Consider the following 14,772-nt stretch of genomic DNA (forward strand, 5'->3'; position numbering starts at 1 on the left):
GTCTTCGCCGCTTACAGCGGCAGGGCCGTCGTCTGTTTGATCCGGTGCAGAACGATGGAGCTGCGCACGGCGCGCACGCCGGGCACGCGCAGCAGATGCTGCGACAGGAAGTCGGCGAAGCTCTTCAGGTCCTTGGCCACGATGCGCAGCACGAAATCGGCCTCGCCGGTGACCGACCAGCATTCGAGGATTTCGGGAAAGCGCGTCACCGCCGCTTCGAAGGCGTCCATCTGCTCGGCCTGGCGCTCCAGCGAGATCGAACTGAAGGCCAGCACGGTCAGGCCCACCGCTTCGGGGCTGAGCAAGGCCGCGTAGGAGGCGATCACGCCATCCTCTTCCAGTCGCGCCAGACGCCGGCTCACCTGACTGGCCGACAGCCCCACGCTCTCGGCCAGGGCGGCGCTGGGCGCGCGACCGTTCTTCTGCAGCTCGGTCAGCAGTTTCAGGTCGAAAACATCCAGGGCGGCCGGCGTCATGCATGAATCTCGCGTATTTCAATGATTTATGCATGAAATTTGTGAAAAGTCACAAAGATATGCGTCCGATCGCGGGGTTTTTGCATGCCCGCGCGCCTAACCTCGGTCCTCTGCCCACCGGAGGTCCGCCATGGCTGTCCGCGATATCGATCACGACATAGAGGTCGGCCCCGACTTCACCCATCCGCAGCCGCGCCATCGCTACACGGCCGACGATCACACCGTCTGGCGCGACCTGTTCAAGCGCCAGGCCGCATTATTGCCCGGCCGCGCCTGCCAGCAGTTCCTCGACGGCCTCACCGGTTTAGGGATGGCCGCTGACGGTATTCCCGATTTCGAGCGACTCTCCGATGTGCTGGAGACGGCGACGGGCTGGCGCATCGTCTGCGTGCCGGGCCTGGTGCCTGACGATGTCTTCTTCGGCCATCTCGCCCAGCGGCGTTTTCCCGTCACCTGGTGGATCCGCAAGCGCGCGCAACTCGATTACATCCAGGAGCCCGACTGCTTCCACGACATCTACGGCCATGTGCCGCTGCTGATGAATCCGGTGTTCGCCGATTACATGGAAGCCTATGGCAGGGGCGGCCTGAAGGCGGCCGGGCTCGATGCGCTGCATCATCTGGCGCGGCTTTACTGGTACACGGTGGAATTCGGCCTGATCGAACAGGCGGACGGGTCCTTGCGCATCTACGGCAGCGGCATTCTCTCATCCAAGACCGAAAGCCTCTTCTGCCTCGACAGCGACGCGCCCAACCGGGTGCGCTTCGATCTGATGCGCGTGATGCGCACGCGCTACCGCATCGACACCTTCCAGAAGACCTATTTCGTCATCAAAAGCTTCGAGGAGCTGTTCAACGCCACGCGACCCGATTTCACGCCGCTCTATGCGCGGCTGCGCGGCCAGGCCGATTACGGCGCTGCCGATGTGATGGCACAGGATGCCGTGATCACGCGCGGCACCTTGGATGCCAAGGCCGGCGGCTGGGAGAGCGATACCGCCGACGCGTGACAAACGCCGCTGCGCAGCGTTGCGCGGGAACCTTTGGCCCCGCATCGGGTTGATGGTCCAGTCATGCACCGTCTGCGGGGTGACTTATCATGAGAACCGGATCGCTCCTGCTCTATGGGACCGCCCTGATTATGGCGGCAATGCCCGGAATTTCGCGCGCCGCCGAGCCAGCGCCAGTTTCTGAGCATCCAGTTTCCCAGAATGCGGTCGTCACCACCCCCGCCGACAGCCGCGCGCAAGCGCAGTCCACCCAGTTGCCGCTCAAGCCGCTGCCGATGGCGACGCTGCTCACCTTTGCCCTGATGGCGTCCTCGGGCTCGTCGCTGCCACAGAATCCGGGCCCCGTGAAGTAGGCTTGATATATAGCCAAGCTGCGTCATCTGAAGCCACGATGCTCGCGGGATAACGCCCCATCCAGGTCATCTGGCGAGTATCGCTCCCGGCAGGCCAGCCTGACGTGTCAGGCTGCGCCGGGGGCTTCATATAGGCTGCGCAGGCGCTGCACCTTCTGCATCACCGCTTCGCGCAGGGCCGGCGGCTCCAGCACTTCCGCCTGGTCTTCCAGCCGCAGCATCAGGCCGGCGGCATAGTTGCCCTCTTCGATCGGAATCGTCACGCGATGCCAGCCTTCGGCATCGGCGGGCTGCATGGTGCGTTCGGCGCCGGCATGCATGGTGGGCGACATTTCGCGCAGCCAGCGCAGGCCACGCGGACTGATTCGCAATGTCGCCGTGCCGGTGAAGATCTCGGCCTCGAAGCGCTTGCTCGAGTCCATCCACCAGCCGGCGAGATCGAAATCCTTCGGCAGCGGGAAGCTCTCTGCGGAGTCCAGCACGGTCAGCGTCTGGATATTGCCGACGCGGTAGGAGCGCATCTCGCCGCAGCTCGCGGCCTTCTTCGTACGCTCAATCGTCTGTGCCGCCATGTACCAGACGCCGGATTTCAGGATCAGGCCGCGTGGGATCAGTTCGCGCTCGCTGACCTTCTGCCAGCTCTTGTAGATCATCCGCATCGGCTTGGCGTTCCACACCGCATCGGCCAGCGCGCGCAGATGCGCGGTCGCAGCCGCATCGCCGTCGCGGAACCAGCCGACCGGATCGAGATGGAAGCGCGCGGCCACGCGCTCGGCCTGCTGCTGCAGCGCCGGTGGGAGTGCAGCGAGTAATTTGAGTTGAGCCGTCGCCATGATCTCGGCCAGCCCGAGTTCGGCGGCGGGGCCCGGCAGGCCGGCGAGGAACAGCGTCTCGGCCTCGGCCGCCGTCATGCCGGTCAGCTTGGTGCGATAGCCGTCCAGCAGTGCGAAGCCGCCGCTGGGTCCGCGATCGGCATAGACCGGCACGCCGGCGGCGCTCAGGTGATCGATGTCGCGATAGATGGTGCGCACCGACACCTCGAACTCGCCGGCCAGCGCCTCGGCCGTCATCCGGCCGCGGGTCTGCAGCAGCATCAGAAGGGAGATCAGTCGGCTCGCACGCATTTTTTGACTATACCGGATAATCCTGACATTCGATGTCATGATTAGGGGGCTAGGGTGGCGCCGCACCAAAAAAAGGGAGCCTCCCCGATGTCCACGCCCGCGACCGACCAGTCCACCGTCTCCAAGCCTGTCCCCGCCGAGCACCCTGCCAACGCCCCCCAGCCTGCCGCAAAGCAGCGGGTGCCCGGCATCTTCACCGCCGCCGTTCTGGCCTCCGACGACCCCGTCTCGCGGTCGACGGCGGCGGTGATCGATGCCTTCAACCTGGCCTTCCATGCACACACACCGGATGTCATTCCGGGTCTGGTGGCCGATGACATCGTGATCGAGGCGATCACGCCCGCCCCCGATGGCGCATTGCTGGTCGGCAAGGCCGCCGCGCTGACCATCTGGCAGGGGCTGGCGTCTGAAACCCACAGCGCCTTCGAGCAGGAAGAGGTGCTGGTGGCGGGCGAGCGCGCGATGATCCGCTGGCGCTATGTTTTCGGCCCCAACGGCGCTGATGCGCTGCGCGGCCTCAACCTGATGCGGGTGCGCGACGGCCTCATCGTGGAAGCGATGGGCTATGCCAAGCGTCCCGCGCCTGTACCGGCCAGCTGAGGAGATATCCCATGTCCATGCTGAAGCGGATTGCCGCAATGACCGCCACGATGACGACCGCGAATGATGACGAAGCCAGCCATGCCAAAACCCAGGATGGCCGCCACGATTTCGATTTCCTCTATGGCCGCTGGAGCCTGACCAATCGCCGACTGAAGCAGCGCTTTGCCGGTCTCGACCAGGCCGATCCGGACAACTGGGATGTGTTTCCCGGTTACGGTCATTGCGACAGCAAGCTTGATGGCATCGCCAATGTCGAGGAGCTGCGCTTCCCCACCAAGGGCTTCACCGGCATGACCATGCGGGCCTATGACATCAACGCTGCCGCCTGGCGCATCTGGTGGGTCAACAGCGCCGACGGCCTGCTGCAGCCGCCGGTGGCCGGCCGTTTCGAGACCGGTGCCGACGGCATCCGGCGCGGGCTGTTCCTCGGCGACGACATCGACCAGGGCTGTGCCGTGAAGGTGCGCTACCGCTGGACGGTGGACGAGATCGCGCCGCGCTGGGAGCAGGATTTCTCGCGCGACAACGGCATCAGCTGGGAAACCAACTGGCGCATGGACTTTGCGCGGGTCCGGTGATGGGGCAGATCACGCTCTACTCCGGGCCGCTCAGCATGTTCGGCGCCAAGGTGCAGATCGCGCTGCATGAAAAGGCGATCCCCTTCGATCTGGTGATGGTGCCTTTCGAGATGACGGCGCTGTATGAGCCCAAGCATCCGGAGGTGCTGCGCATCAACCCCAAGCGCCAGGTCCCGGTTCTGGTTCATGATGGCCTCGAAATCTACGACAGCACGCAGATCTTCGAATATCTGGAAGACCTCAAACCCGACGCACCGCTGTGGCCGCGCGCCATCGCCGATCGGGCGCGCGCCCGACGGCTGGAGCATGAGTCGGACGAGGTCTATTTCCCGCCTGTCATTCGCCTCATGGGCCTGCAACACAGTCTGGACGATCCGGCCGCCGTCACCGCGCGCGCGGCCTGCTGCGCGTATTACGCAAAGATGGAAGGCCTGCTGTCCGATGGCCGGCCATGGCTGAACGGCGTGGACTATTCCTACGCCGATATCGCCTTCTTCATGGCGCTGATCTTCGGCAGCCGCATGAACGCGCCGATGGATGATGCCTTCTCGCCGCATCTGGCGCGCTGGCGCGGTGATATGGTGGCACGCCCCGCCGTGCGCCTGGTCGCGGGTGCGATGGGGCGCTGGCTGCTCGGCATCGGCCGCCGGCTGCCCGATTTCATGATCCCGATGACGCAAGCTGCCTGAGGAGGCGATGGAGATGAATTTCGCGGACTATAACGAAGGCTTCGTGGTCGCCATCGCGATCACGGCAAAGCCTGGTGAAGAAGAAGCGGTCGCCGGCATTCTGACAGGGCTGGTTGCGCCCACGATGGCGGAACCCGGTGTGAAGCTGTTCCTGCCATATCGGTCGCCGGATGATCCGGCGTCTTTCTTCATCTTCGAACTGTATCGCGACCGCGATGGCTGGACCGCGCATCAGGACAGCGAACATTTCAAACGGGCGATCCCGGAACTGGTCCAGCGCGTCAGCAAGCGCGAGCGCATCCCGTTCCATCCCTTTGTGAAGTCCTGAAACGCAATCGCCCCGGCGGGCGCGGGCCAGCCGGGGCGATATAGATGCGTGAAGGACGCCGGTTAGCGCTGACGCGACTTGCGGGCGGCATAGCGCGCATCGCGCGCCGCCTTCAGCTCGGCTTCGGTCTTCGGCACAGGCTTTTTCTTTTCGGCTTCCAGCGCAGCGGCGGCCGCGGCAGCGGCCTTGGCCTCAGTGGCAAGGCGGCGCTCTTCGGCGAGGGCGGCTTCCTTGGCGGCGCGGCGTTCGGCGGCGGCCTTTTCACGCTCGGCATTGGCGGCGGCGCGGGCGGCCTGGCGGGCGGCGAAATCGGGATCGCGGGTCGGGTCGTTGGCGCGGGCTTTTTCCAGGAGGGCCTGGCGGGCTTTCGCTGCGGCGTCGCGGCGATCGAGCAGGGTGTCGTCTTTATAGGACATGCAGTCGGGGTCTCGGGTTGTTGCAAAGGCGCCTGAAAGGGCTCGATGCGGCGACAGCCGGACCAGCGGGAACAGACGCTGCTGTCAGAGCAGAGAATGCGCGCGAAGTACAGGGATGAATGACGGCCTTTCTGCGGCAAATGGCGGCAAAACCGGCCGGCGGCGCGGATTCTTGCGGTTTCCGTGCCTTTCGCTAGGCTTTCCACATAAACGGTTCCATGAAAACGGGGAGGCGCGGCATGGCCGCTCAACAGCAAAAGGTCGCTCTGGTCACTGGCGCGGCGCGCGGGCTCGGCCTCGCCACGGCGACGAAATTCTTGCAGGACGGCTGGCGCGTCGCCCTGCTGGATGTGCTGGGCGATACGCTGCAGGCCGCCATGGCCGCATTGAACGCACCCGATGCCACGCTGGCGCTCACCGCCGATGTCTCCGATCCAAAAGCCGTGCAGGCGGCGGTGCGCCAGGTGCAGCAACACTGGGACGGCCGCATCGATGCGCTGGTCAACAATGCCGGCATCGCCGTGTTCAAACCGATTCTGGAAGTCTCGCTGGAAGACTGGTCGCGCGTGCTGGCCGTCAATCTCACCGGGCCGTTCCTGATGACGCAGGCGGTGGCGCCGATCATGCGCGACCAGGGCGGCGGCGCGGTGGTCAACATCACCTCCATCTCGGGGCTGCGCGCCTCCACCCTGCGCGTCGCCTATGGCACCAGCAAGGCGGGGCTGGCGCATCTGACCAAGCAGCAGGCGGCCGAACTGGGGCAGTATGGTATCCGCGTCAACGCGGTGGCGCCGGGCCCGGTCGATACGGCGATGGCCAAGGCCGTGCACACGCCGGAGATCCGCGCCGACTATCACGATCACATTCCGCTCAACCGCTACGGCCTGGAAAGCGAACTCGCCAATGCGATCTGCTTCCTCTGCGGCGACCAAGCCGGCTATATCACCGGCCAGGTGATTGCGGTGGATGGCGGGTTTGATTCAACGGGCATCGGCCTGCCGACCCTGCGCGGCGAACGCAAGAATGCGTGAGAGAGAATAAGACGCCGTCACCCCGGACTTGATCCGGGGTCCCATTTGCCTTTCACGCCTTACCGCAGCACTGCTTGAACTTTTTGCCCGAGCCGCACAGGCAGGGATCGTTGCGGCCGGGTTTCTTGATCGGTTGCGCATCCACCTCGCCATCGACATAGACCCAGGCGCCATGATCGCGGCGGAAGCGCGAGCGTTCGCGCAACACGCGGACCTGCCCCTGCAGGCTGAAGCGCGCGGCGAATTCCACGATGCCGTCGTAATCCTCAGGCCCACCCGCTTTCGTGTCGATGATCTCCAGGCCGAGCCATTGCGTCTCGGCGGCGCTGGCCGCCGTCTCGGCCGGATCGAACCCGGTGCGATGCTCGGGCGCCAGGGTGCGCTGCAGATGCGCGACATCACCGCGCACAAACGCCGTGTAGCGCGAACGCATCAGCGCCAGCGCGGTCGGCGCCGGCGCGCCGGCGAGCAACGGGCCGCAGCAGGCGGAAAACTCAAGGCCGGACTGGCAGGGGCAGGGGGCGATCATGGGCCGCAGCCTAGTGCAGGCCGGGCAGCGCCACACCCGCCGGACTTGCCGGAGGCCTTTATTTCGTGTACACTTTTTGTTCTGATCTTGCCCATCGTGAATCGCATCGCCTTACCCCGGCCAAGAGGGTGAAGGGGTCGTTTACGCTATTGCGTCCATCTTGGTAAAAACCGGCTTTTGATGCAGAAAAAGGCCCCAAAAACAGGGAACTCCTACAAAAAGCGGGGTTCCGGGGCGGAATCAGGCCTGAAAACAGGCCGATTCAGGCCTCAAACGGCTGAAATCAACCTTCCGGGGCGTTGAAACGGCCTGAACAGGCTTCGGATGGGGGATTTCGGGGGCCAAATGCTGGCTCGCGTTGGCTCCAGTTGGCTTTTATTGGCCGCCGTTGGCTCCCGTTGGTCCGGATTGGCGCGAATTGGCACTCGCTTGGGCCGGGATTGGCTCGGATTGGCCGATACTGGATCGGCTAAGCCCTTATTCGGCCTGTTTTACCCAAGCGGGATCATCACATGTTTGCGGTAGCCCGGCCGCTCTTGCAGCCGGCTGTACCAGCGGTCCAGGTTTGGCAACGTCGGCCGGGTGAGGGGGAAGGCCTTCCAGCGGTGCAGGTAGCAGCCAAGCGGGATGTCGCCCATGGTCAGCGTCGCGCCGGCGATGAACGGCCCGCTCCCGGCCAGATGCGCGTCCAGCCGGCCCCAGTAGAGCGCTGCCTGCTCCTCGGCCTTGCTCATGGCGTTGAGGTCGGCGTTCACAGGGTCGCGCACCAGGCCCCAGAACAGCACGCGCATCGGCTCGCCGATCAGGGTCAGCGCCCAGTCCATCCAACGGTCGGACAGGCTGCGCGCCACCGGATCGGCCGGCCAGAGCGTGGCGGCCTCGGTGCCGTATTTGGCGGCGAGATAGCGCAGGATGCTGTTGCTTTCCCAGTGCAGGCTGCCGTCCGAATCGCGCAGCACCGGCACCAGGCCGTTGGGATTCATGGCGCGATACTCGGGCGTGTCGTTGCCGCCGAACTTGCCGCCGACCACGATATGGTCATAGCTCAAGGCCAGTTCGTCGGCGGCCCAGAGCACTTTCTGCACGTTGACCGAGCTGCCGCGGCCCCAGATCGTCACCGTGTTGTTATATGGGCTGGCATGCGACATCGGTGTTTTTTCCCAATTCTTTACGGCCCGAATCTTTTTCAGGCCAGCGAATACCACTAAACTCCGCGCCCATGCGCAAGCTGTACCATCTCTGGCTGTCGCCCCAGTCGCGTAAAGTGCGCGTGCTCCTCAAGGAAAAGGGCCTCGAATTCGATCTCGAGGTCGAAAAGGTCTGGGAGCGCCGCCCCGAATTCCTCGCCATGGACCCGAGCGGCGAAGGCCCGGTGCTGGTCGAGCATGACGGGCAGTGCCTGGCCGACAGCCAGGCGATCTGTGAATACCTGGACGAGGTGCATCCCAACAAGATGCTGCTGGGCTTCGATCCGCCGAGCCGCGCCGAGACCCGGCGCCTGGTGAACTGGTGGGATCACAAGTTCGGACCCGAGGTGAGCACGCCGCTGGTCTTCGAGAAGGTGATGAAGCGCTTTCTCGGCATGGGGCATCCGGAGTCGGCGGTGATCCGCATCGCCCATGCCAACATGAAGATCCATCTGGATTACATCGGCTGGCTGACCGAGCGCCGCAACTGGCTGGCGGGCGAGGACTTCAGCCTCGCCGATATCGCGGCGGCCGCGCACTTAAGCTGCGTCGATTACCTGGGCGACGTGCCCTGGTCGGATTATCCCGGCGCGCATGACTGGTATGCCCGCGTGAAGTCGCGGCCCTCGTTCCGCCCGCTGCTCGCCGACCACATTCCCGGCCTGCCGCCGCCGAAGCATTACGCCGATCTCGATTTCTGATTGGTTTGTTCACCGTCACCCCGGGCTTGACCCGGGGTCCCATTTAAAAATGGGATTCCCGCTTTCGCGGGAATGACAAATAAAATGACAGAGGAGAAAGACCTATGACCATTCGCCGCATTGATGTCGGCCCCCGCATGAGCCAGGCCGTGGTGCATGGCAAGACCGTCTATCTCGCCGGTCAGGTGGCCTCCGACACCAAGGCCGACACCAAGGGCCAGACCCAGCAGATCCTGTCGCAGATCGACCGCCTGCTGAAGGAAGCCGGCACCGACAAGACCCGCATCCTCTCGGCCACCATCTGGCTCAGCAACATGGGGACGTTCGCGGAGATGAACGGCGCCTGGGATGCCTGGGTGTCGCCGGGCAACACGCCGGCGCGCGCCACCACCGAGGCCAAGCTGGCCGGCCCGGACTACCGTGTCGAGATCGCGATCATTGCCGCGCTCCCGGACTGAGACGACGGATATCAAGGCGCGCATCCGTTCCCGCGCGCTTGAAGAGGGATTCGATGCGGTCGGCTTCACATCGGCCGACCGCATCGGGCCCGAGCTTGCCCAGCGGCTCGACGAATTCATGGCGCTCAAGCGCCACGGCGCGATGGCCTGGCTCGAAGACAAGGCCGAACGCCGCCGCCACCCCAATGCCTTATGGCCCGAGGCGCGCGGCATCATCGCGCTGGGCCTGAATTACGGCCCCGACCAGAATCCGCTCGACGTGCTGGCGCAGACCGATCGCGCCGCCATCTCGGTCTATGCGCAGGGCCGCGACTACCATCTCGTGGTCAAGAAAAAGCTGAAAAGCCTGGCCGGCTGGCTGCATCGCGAAGTGGACCGCGATGTGAAGGTATTCGTCGACACCGCGCCGCTGATGGAAAAGCCGCTCGCCGCTCAGGCCGGAATCGGCTGGCAGGGCAAGCACACGAATTTAGTATCGCGCGCGTTCGGCTCCTGGCTGTTCCTGGGGTTGATCCTCACCACGCTGGAGATCGACGCCGACGCACCCGAGGTGGATCACTGCGGCACATGCAGCAACTGCCTCGACATCTGCCCGACCAAGGCTTTCCCCGCGCCCTACCAGCTCGATGCGCGGCGCTGCATTTCCTATCTCACCATCGAGTATGACGGCGTGATCGCGCCGGAATTCGCCGATGTGATGGGCAACCGCATCTATGGCTGCGACGACTGCCTCGCCGTCTGCCCGTGGAACAAGTTTGCCTCTGCAACGCGTGAAATGACATTGCAAAGCCGCCCTGAATTGAACGCGCCCATGCTGCGCGAACTGGCGGCGCTGGATGACGAGGGCTTCCGCGCGCGCTTCAGCACCACGGCGATCAAGCGCGTCGGCCGCGACAGGTTCGTCCGCAATGTCTGCGTGGCGCTGGGCAACAGCAACGATCCGGCCATGGTGCCGGTGCTGCAGGGGTTGTCGGCGGATGCGTCAGACGTCGTGCGCGCCCAGGCGAGCCAGGCGCTGGCGCGGCTTACTCGACCCTGAGGTCGAGCTTCTCGATATACTGGCCGGCGGTGACGGCGGCCGCGGTGTCCGGCGCGAGCAGCCGGACCTGAATAAGGTCGGCGCGCGCCCCGCGCTTGTCGCCCTTCAGGCTGCGCAGGATGCCGCGCTCCAGTAACGCCTCCGGCAGGCGCGGCTCGATGGCCAGCGCCGCTTCGGCATCGGTTAGCGCGCCGTCCACATCGCCGGTCTGGCGGCGGGCGGCAGCGCGCAGTGCCATGGCATCCTCGCGCAGCGGGGCAAGGCCCAGCGCACGGTCGAGATCCTTGCGCGCTGATGCGTAGTCTTCCAACGCGGCAAAGGCCATCGCGCGGTCGATCAGCAGATCAGGCGTGTCGGGCACCACTTTCAGCGCGATATCCAGCAGCTTCTTCGCGCGGTCGGGCTGATCGGCCAGCAGCCAGGCATTGGCGGCCTGATCGAGCAGCGCCACGGACAGATGCGGTGCCTGCTTCTCGGCCATCGGCAAGAGCTGCTCCAGCCGGTCGGCAGCATCGCCGTAATGCTTCATTTCGATCAGCGCCAGCGCCGCGCAATGCGCCGCGGGAAGCCCGCCGCCGGTCGCCTGCCAGGTCTGCGCCTGGGCGAAGCCTTCCTCGGGATTGCGCCGCATCAGGCTGAGACAGTCCTGGTAGCTCTGGTCTTCCAGCACGCGCGAGGGCGACGGCTGTTGTGCCCAAGCGGATACGATCACGGCCGGCACAGCCAGAAGGCTGGCAAAAACCAGCGGGAACCCTATCTTGCGAAGCGATGTCATGGCGCGGCACAGTGGCGCTGCCGGATGGCAAAATCAAGGCATCGGACCGGGACAACAGAGCACATGACCCAGACCAAACGGCACGATCCGCCAACGGTGTGGCGGGCCTCCGCCGACTTCCAGTCGATCTATAGCCATGCCGTCGAGATTCCGCCGGGTGCGCGCCTGATCACACTGTCAGGCCAGGTGGGCGTGGCGCCGGGTGGCGCGGTGCCGCCGGATTTCCGCAGCCAGTGCATGCAAGCCATGGCCAATGTCGAAGCCCTGCTGGCTGCGGCCAATGCCGGACTGCAGCATGTGGTGAAGATCACCTATTACCTGACGCGCGCGGCCGACCTGCCGATCCTGACCGCATTGCGCCAGCAGCGCTGGGCCTCGGCGCAGCCGCCGGCAGTGACCACGTTGATCGTGGCAGGACTGGCGCGGCCTGAATTTGCCATCGAGATTGATGTCCTCGCCGCTATCACGTCTGACACGAGGACCCCATGAACACACTCTTCTGCTTCGGCCTCGGATTCAGTGCCCATGTGCTGGCTGCACAGCTCAAAAGCGAGGGCTGGCATATCATCGGCACCAGCCGCACGCCCGAGAAGGCCGCCGGACTCGGCGCGCTGGGCTATGAAGCGCATGTCTTCGACGGCACCGCGCCGCTGGCCGATCCGTCTATCCTGACGCGCGCCACGCATATGCTGATTTCGGTACCGGCCGAGGAAGAGGCCGACGCCGTGCTGCGCTGGCATGCGGCCGATATCGCAAATCTGTCCGGGCTCAAATGGCTCGGCTATCTCTCCACCACGGGCGTCTACGGCGATCGAAAAGGTGAATGGGTCGACGAGACGACGCCGATCAATCCCACGCAAGGCCGCAGCAAGCGCCGCGCCGAGGCCGAGGCCGGCTGGCTGAAACTGCGGGCCGATCATGGCGTGCCGGTGCAGGTGTTCCGGCTGGCCGGCATCTACGGCCCACGCCGCAACCAGCTCGAAGGCGTGAAGCGCGGTACCGCGCATCGTATCAACAAGCCGGGCCAGGTTTTCTGCCGCATCCATGTCGAGGATATCGCCCAGGTATTGCGCGCCTCGATGCGCAAGCCCGATCCGGGCGCGATCTACAACCTCGCCGATGACGAGCCTGCGCCGCCGCAGGATGTGGTGCAATACGCCGCAGAATTACTCGGCGTGACGCCGCCCCCGGAAGTGCCGTTTGCCGAGGCCAACCTTTCGCCGATGGCGGCAAGCTTCTATGCCGACAGCCGTCGCGTGCGCAACGATCGCATCAAGCGCGAGCTCGGCGTGACGCTGAAATACCCGACCTATCGCGAAGGTCTGGCGGCGCTGTTGTCGACGGTCACCTGACTGTACCGCACCACCTTTGGCGTGCGCGTATTACGCCATGTGCAGCCTCCAGTGCAGCGCGGCGCGTATTTTCGATAACTCTTGGCTCTACTAATACCGAGAGGTGATTCCCCTGCACGCTCCACAGGCTAAAGAGAGTGGATCTGCATAAGGATTCTGCAAAAGCCCAGACATAAGGGCGATGTGGGTCCCGGGGGAAAGAAAATAATGACCATCCGTCTGCGTCTCATGCTGAGCGTTTTTGCTCTGCTGGCCGTCATCATTGTCTTCGCCGCATCCGGCTATATCGCACTCCAGCGCAACCAGGCGGCACTCGCCAGCATCTATGCCGACCGTGTGGTGCCACTCAGCGACCTGAAGGATATCTCGGATGCCTATGCCGTGCAGATCGTTGATCTGTCGCACAAGGTGCGTGCCGGCAGCGTCCAGCCGCAGGCTGGTCTGCTCGAGATCGCCAAGGCGCGCGCGCTGATCAAGGCGAAGTGGCAGGGCTATCTCGCCACGATTCTAACGCCAGAAGAGGCACGCCTGGTCGAAAAGACCAAGGCGCTGTTCACGCCGGCCGACCGCGCCGTCGACAAGCTGCAGGGCATTATCACCGTCAACGACAAGGCTGCGCTGGTCACCTTTGTTGAGCAGGAGATGTATCCGGTCATCGATGCCGTCACGGAAGCCATCGGCGAGCTGATCGCCGTGCAGCTGACGGCTGCCCAGGCCGAGTATGCCGCGGCGGAATCCTCCTATGCCCAGTTCATGCTGGCGATGGAAGCCCTGCTGGCGATTGCCGTCGGCGTGGTTGGCACCACTCTCTGGGTAATCGTGAGGAAGGTGTCACGGCCATTGGGACATTTGACCGGCGCGATGACCCGGCTGTCGCAGGGCGACCTGACCGCGCCGGTGCCGGCGGCACGCGGCCGCGATGAAGTGGTCGCCATGGTGCGGGCACTGCAGGTGTTCAAGGATAACATGATCGCCCGTGAGCAGGCTGAGGTTGATATCGCCCGGCAGCGTGCGGAATCGGAAAGCCGCCGCGCCGAACGCGAGGCGCGCGAACAGGCCGCTGGCGCCGAGATCGCCGCCCTGGTCAACAAGGTGGCGGGTGGCGATCTCTCGGGCCGCATCGAGGAAACTGGCAAGGAGGGCTTTTTCCTTTCCACCAGCCAGCAGCTCAATCGCCTGGCCGCCACCCTGCAGACCATGACCGGCGAGATGGCCGACGTGATGGCTGCAATGGCCGTGGGCGACCTTACCAAGTCGGTCCGAGGGGACTACAGCGGCGTCTTCGGTGACCTGAAGACCAGCAGCAACGGCACCGCCAGCCGCCTGCGCGATATTGCTAGCCAGCTGATCCAGGCCACCACGGCGGTCCATGGCGCGGCCAGCGAGATATCCACCGGCAGCCAGGATCTCGCCCAGCGCACGGAAAGCCAGGCGGCCTCAATCGAGGAGACCGCCGCTTCAATGCATGAAATCACCACCACCGTGCGCCAGAATGCCGATAACGCCCAGGCGGCCAGCCAACTGGCGATGGCGGCGCGCGATACCGCCGAAAAGGGCGGCAGCGTGGTGGCCCAAGCCGTGACGGCGGTCAGTCAGATCGAGGGCAGCGCGCAGAAGATTGCCGACATCGTCGGCCTGATCGACGAGATCGCCTTTCAGACCAATCTTCTCGCCTTGAATGCTTCAGTGGAAGCTGCCCGTGCGGGTGAAGCCGGCAAGGGCTTTGCGGTGGTGGCGCAGGAAGTGCGCGCACTCGCTCAACGCTCTGCCAATGCCAGCAAGGACATCAAGGCGCTGATCAGCGAGTCCAATGCCCAGGTCAAGACCGGCGCTGCGCTGGTGAACCAGACCGGCAGCTCGCTTGGCGACATTGTCGGCGCGATCAAGAAGGTGTCGGATATCGTGGCAGAGATCGCAGCCGCGTCGAAGGAACAGGCCACCGGCCTCGACCAGATCAACACCGCCGTCGGCAGCATGGACGAAATGACCCAGCGCAACGCGGCGCTGGTGGAGGAGACCACGGCGGCGGCACAGTCGTTGACCCAGCAGGCCCAGCAGCTGTCGCAGATCGCCGGTTTCTTCAGGACTTGAGGAAAGTCACCATAGTCAGGGCGTAGCAGGTCG

General features: G+C 64.7%; 19 protein-coding genes. 13 read left to right on the forward strand and 6 right to left on the reverse strand.

Annotated features, from left to right (window positions below; all coding sequences use genetic code 11):
- Positions 1-11 precede the first annotated feature (11 nt).
- Positions 12-476, reverse strand: coding sequence for an Lrp/AsnC family transcriptional regulator (locus AC1RRT_RS09560; RefSeq protein WP_493013560.1), 465 nt, complete (start codon positions 474-476; stop codon positions 12-14).
- A gap of 130 nt (positions 477-606) precedes the next feature.
- On the opposite strand from AC1RRT_RS09560, the gene phhA reads away from it, so the two are divergent.
- Together phhA and AC1RRT_RS09570 are read left to right on the forward strand one after the other, a co-directional pair.
- Positions 607-1,485, forward strand: coding sequence for a phenylalanine 4-monooxygenase (phhA, locus tag AC1RRT_RS09565; protein ID WP_493013561.1), 879 nt, complete (start codon positions 607-609; stop codon positions 1,483-1,485).
- Positions 1,486-1,574: 89 nt separating this feature from the next.
- Positions 1,575-1,838: a hypothetical protein gene (locus tag AC1RRT_RS09570; protein WP_493013562.1), complete on the forward strand. Its 264-nt coding sequence runs from the start codon at positions 1,575-1,577 to the stop codon at positions 1,836-1,838.
- Positions 1,839-1,945: 107 nt separating this feature from the next.
- Here the strand turns inward: AC1RRT_RS09570 and AC1RRT_RS09575 are convergent, their stop codons facing one another.
- Positions 1,946-3,001, reverse strand: a complete 1,056-nt coding sequence (locus tag AC1RRT_RS09575; RefSeq protein WP_493013563.1) for a helix-turn-helix transcriptional regulator — start codon at positions 2,999-3,001, stop codon at positions 1,946-1,948.
- Positions 3,002-3,049: 48 nt separating this feature from the next.
- On the opposite strand from AC1RRT_RS09575, the gene AC1RRT_RS09580 reads away from it, so the two are divergent.
- The 4 genes from AC1RRT_RS09580 to AC1RRT_RS09595 are packed head-to-tail and all read left to right on the forward strand — an operon-like array spanning position 3,050 to position 5,160.
- On the forward strand, positions 3,050-3,562 hold the full coding sequence (locus AC1RRT_RS09580) for a nuclear transport factor 2 family protein (protein ID WP_493013564.1): 513 nt from the start codon (positions 3,050-3,052) through the stop codon (positions 3,560-3,562).
- 11 nt (positions 3,563-3,573) lie between these two features.
- Positions 3,574-4,143: a hypothetical protein gene (locus tag AC1RRT_RS09585; RefSeq protein WP_493013565.1), complete on the forward strand. Its 570-nt coding sequence runs from the start codon at positions 3,574-3,576 to the stop codon at positions 4,141-4,143.
- Positions 4,143-4,832 carry a glutathione S-transferase family protein gene (locus AC1RRT_RS09590; RefSeq protein ID WP_493013566.1) on the forward strand — a complete coding sequence of 230 codons (690 nt, stop codon included), beginning with the start codon at positions 4,143-4,145 and terminating at the stop codon, positions 4,830-4,832. Before AC1RRT_RS09585 ends, AC1RRT_RS09590 begins: the two co-directional genes overlap by 1 nt.
- A gap of 13 nt (positions 4,833-4,845) precedes the next feature.
- Positions 4,846-5,160: a putative quinol monooxygenase gene (locus AC1RRT_RS09595; protein ID WP_493013567.1), complete on the forward strand. Its 315-nt coding sequence runs from the start codon at positions 4,846-4,848 to the stop codon at positions 5,158-5,160.
- A gap of 62 nt (positions 5,161-5,222) precedes the next feature.
- Here AC1RRT_RS09595 and AC1RRT_RS09600 read toward each other — a convergent pair whose 3' ends face one another.
- Complete coding sequence (locus AC1RRT_RS09600; protein ID WP_493013568.1) at positions 5,223-5,576, reverse strand: DUF6481 family protein; 354 nt, start codon at positions 5,574-5,576, stop codon at positions 5,223-5,225.
- 239 nt (positions 5,577-5,815) lie between these two features.
- Between AC1RRT_RS09600 and AC1RRT_RS09605 the strand changes: the two genes are divergently transcribed.
- Entirely contained in the window at positions 5,816-6,607 is a 792-nt protein-coding gene (locus AC1RRT_RS09605; RefSeq protein ID WP_493013569.1) for an SDR family NAD(P)-dependent oxidoreductase, read from the forward strand.
- 52 nt (positions 6,608-6,659) lie between these two features.
- Here AC1RRT_RS09605 and AC1RRT_RS09610 read toward each other — a convergent pair whose 3' ends face one another.
- Positions 6,660-7,136 carry a YchJ family protein gene (locus AC1RRT_RS09610; protein WP_493013570.1) on the reverse strand — a complete coding sequence of 159 codons (477 nt, stop codon included), beginning with the start codon at positions 7,134-7,136 and terminating at the stop codon, positions 6,660-6,662.
- A 491-nt stretch (positions 7,137-7,627) separates the two neighbouring features.
- Positions 7,628-8,284: a glutathione S-transferase family protein gene (locus AC1RRT_RS09615; RefSeq protein WP_493013571.1), complete on the reverse strand. Its 657-nt coding sequence runs from the start codon at positions 8,282-8,284 to the stop codon at positions 7,628-7,630.
- A 71-nt stretch (positions 8,285-8,355) separates the two neighbouring features.
- Between AC1RRT_RS09615 and AC1RRT_RS09620 the strand changes: the two genes are divergently transcribed.
- From AC1RRT_RS09620 to queG, 3 genes are all read left to right on the forward strand, one after another.
- The gene (locus AC1RRT_RS09620) at positions 8,356-9,024 is read left to right on the forward strand and encodes a glutathione S-transferase family protein (protein WP_493013572.1); all 669 of its coding nucleotides are present in this window, start codon (positions 8,356-8,358) and stop codon (positions 9,022-9,024) included.
- A 104-nt stretch (positions 9,025-9,128) separates the two neighbouring features.
- Positions 9,129-9,482, forward strand: a complete 354-nt coding sequence (locus tag AC1RRT_RS09625) for a RidA family protein (RefSeq protein WP_493013573.1) — start codon at positions 9,129-9,131, stop codon at positions 9,480-9,482.
- Entirely contained in the window at positions 9,463-10,521 is a 1,059-nt protein-coding gene (gene queG, locus AC1RRT_RS09630) for a tRNA epoxyqueuosine(34) reductase QueG (RefSeq protein WP_493013574.1), read from the forward strand. The genes AC1RRT_RS09625 and queG overlap by 20 nt, the downstream gene beginning before the upstream one ends.
- Here the strand turns inward: queG and AC1RRT_RS09635 are convergent.
- On the reverse strand, positions 10,508-11,296 hold the full coding sequence (locus AC1RRT_RS09635; protein WP_493013575.1) for a tetratricopeptide repeat protein: 789 nt from the start codon (positions 11,294-11,296) through the stop codon (positions 10,508-10,510). The genes queG and AC1RRT_RS09635 overlap by 14 nt on opposite strands.
- A 63-nt stretch (positions 11,297-11,359) precedes the next feature.
- Here AC1RRT_RS09635 and AC1RRT_RS09640 point away from each other — a divergent pair, with 63 nt between their 5' ends.
- The 3 genes from AC1RRT_RS09640 to AC1RRT_RS09650 all read left to right on the forward strand — a co-directional run bounded on the left by AC1RRT_RS09640 (position 11,360) and on the right by AC1RRT_RS09650 (position 14,739).
- Complete coding sequence (locus AC1RRT_RS09640; RefSeq protein WP_493013576.1) at positions 11,360-11,785, forward strand: RidA family protein; 426 nt, start codon at positions 11,360-11,362, stop codon at positions 11,783-11,785.
- Positions 11,782-12,648, forward strand: coding sequence for an SDR family oxidoreductase (locus AC1RRT_RS09645; protein ID WP_493013577.1), 867 nt, complete (start codon positions 11,782-11,784; stop codon positions 12,646-12,648). Before AC1RRT_RS09640 ends, AC1RRT_RS09645 begins: the two co-directional genes overlap by 4 nt.
- Positions 12,649-12,855: 207 nt before the next feature.
- The gene (locus AC1RRT_RS09650; protein ID WP_493013578.1) at positions 12,856-14,739 is read left to right on the forward strand and encodes a methyl-accepting chemotaxis protein; all 1,884 of its coding nucleotides are present in this window, start codon (positions 12,856-12,858) and stop codon (positions 14,737-14,739) included.
- Positions 14,740-14,772 lie beyond the last annotated feature (33 nt).

It is taken from the genome of Ferrovibrio sp. GW821-FHT12B10 (assembly GCF_058807515.1).

Excerpts from the sequence above, each read along its gene's own strand:
- AC1RRT_RS09570 (WP_493013562.1), top strand. The coding sequence starts at position 1,575 with ATGAGAACCGGATCGCTCCTGCTCTATGGGACCGCCCTGATTATGGCG.
- AC1RRT_RS09600 (WP_493013568.1), bottom strand. The coding sequence starts at position 5,576 with ATGTCCTATAAAGACGACACCCTGCTCGATCGCCGCGACGCCGCAGCG.
- AC1RRT_RS09585 (WP_493013565.1), top strand. The coding sequence starts at position 3,574 with ATGTCCATGCTGAAGCGGATTGCCGCAATGACCGCCACGATGACGACC.
- AC1RRT_RS09610 (WP_493013570.1), bottom strand. The coding sequence starts at position 7,136 with ATGATCGCCCCCTGCCCCTGCCAGTCCGGCCTTGAGTTTTCCGCCTGC.
- AC1RRT_RS09650 (WP_493013578.1), top strand. The coding sequence starts at position 12,856 with ATGACCATCCGTCTGCGTCTCATGCTGAGCGTTTTTGCTCTGCTGGCC.
- phhA (WP_493013561.1), top strand. The coding sequence starts at position 607 with ATGGCTGTCCGCGATATCGATCACGACATAGAGGTCGGCCCCGACTTC.
- AC1RRT_RS09575 (WP_493013563.1), bottom strand. The coding sequence starts at position 3,001 with ATGACATCGAATGTCAGGATTATCCGGTATAGTCAAAAAATGCGTGCG.
- AC1RRT_RS09590 (WP_493013566.1), top strand. The coding sequence starts at position 4,143 with ATGGGGCAGATCACGCTCTACTCCGGGCCGCTCAGCATGTTCGGCGCC.
- AC1RRT_RS09560 (WP_493013560.1), bottom strand. The coding sequence starts at position 476 with ATGACGCCGGCCGCCCTGGATGTTTTCGACCTGAAACTGCTGACCGAG.
- AC1RRT_RS09645 (WP_493013577.1), top strand. The coding sequence starts at position 11,782 with ATGAACACACTCTTCTGCTTCGGCCTCGGATTCAGTGCCCATGTGCTG.
- AC1RRT_RS09620 (WP_493013572.1), top strand. The coding sequence starts at position 8,356 with ATGCGCAAGCTGTACCATCTCTGGCTGTCGCCCCAGTCGCGTAAAGTG.
- AC1RRT_RS09640 (WP_493013576.1), top strand. The coding sequence starts at position 11,360 with ATGACCCAGACCAAACGGCACGATCCGCCAACGGTGTGGCGGGCCTCC.
- AC1RRT_RS09595 (WP_493013567.1), top strand. The coding sequence starts at position 4,846 with ATGAATTTCGCGGACTATAACGAAGGCTTCGTGGTCGCCATCGCGATC.
- AC1RRT_RS09615 (WP_493013571.1), bottom strand. The coding sequence starts at position 8,284 with ATGTCGCATGCCAGCCCATATAACAACACGGTGACGATCTGGGGCCGC.
- AC1RRT_RS09625 (WP_493013573.1), top strand. The coding sequence starts at position 9,129 with ATGACCATTCGCCGCATTGATGTCGGCCCCCGCATGAGCCAGGCCGTG.
- AC1RRT_RS09605 (WP_493013569.1), top strand. The coding sequence starts at position 5,816 with ATGGCCGCTCAACAGCAAAAGGTCGCTCTGGTCACTGGCGCGGCGCGC.
- AC1RRT_RS09635 (WP_493013575.1), bottom strand. The coding sequence starts at position 11,296 with ATGACATCGCTTCGCAAGATAGGGTTCCCGCTGGTTTTTGCCAGCCTT.
- AC1RRT_RS09580 (WP_493013564.1), top strand. The coding sequence starts at position 3,050 with ATGTCCACGCCCGCGACCGACCAGTCCACCGTCTCCAAGCCTGTCCCC.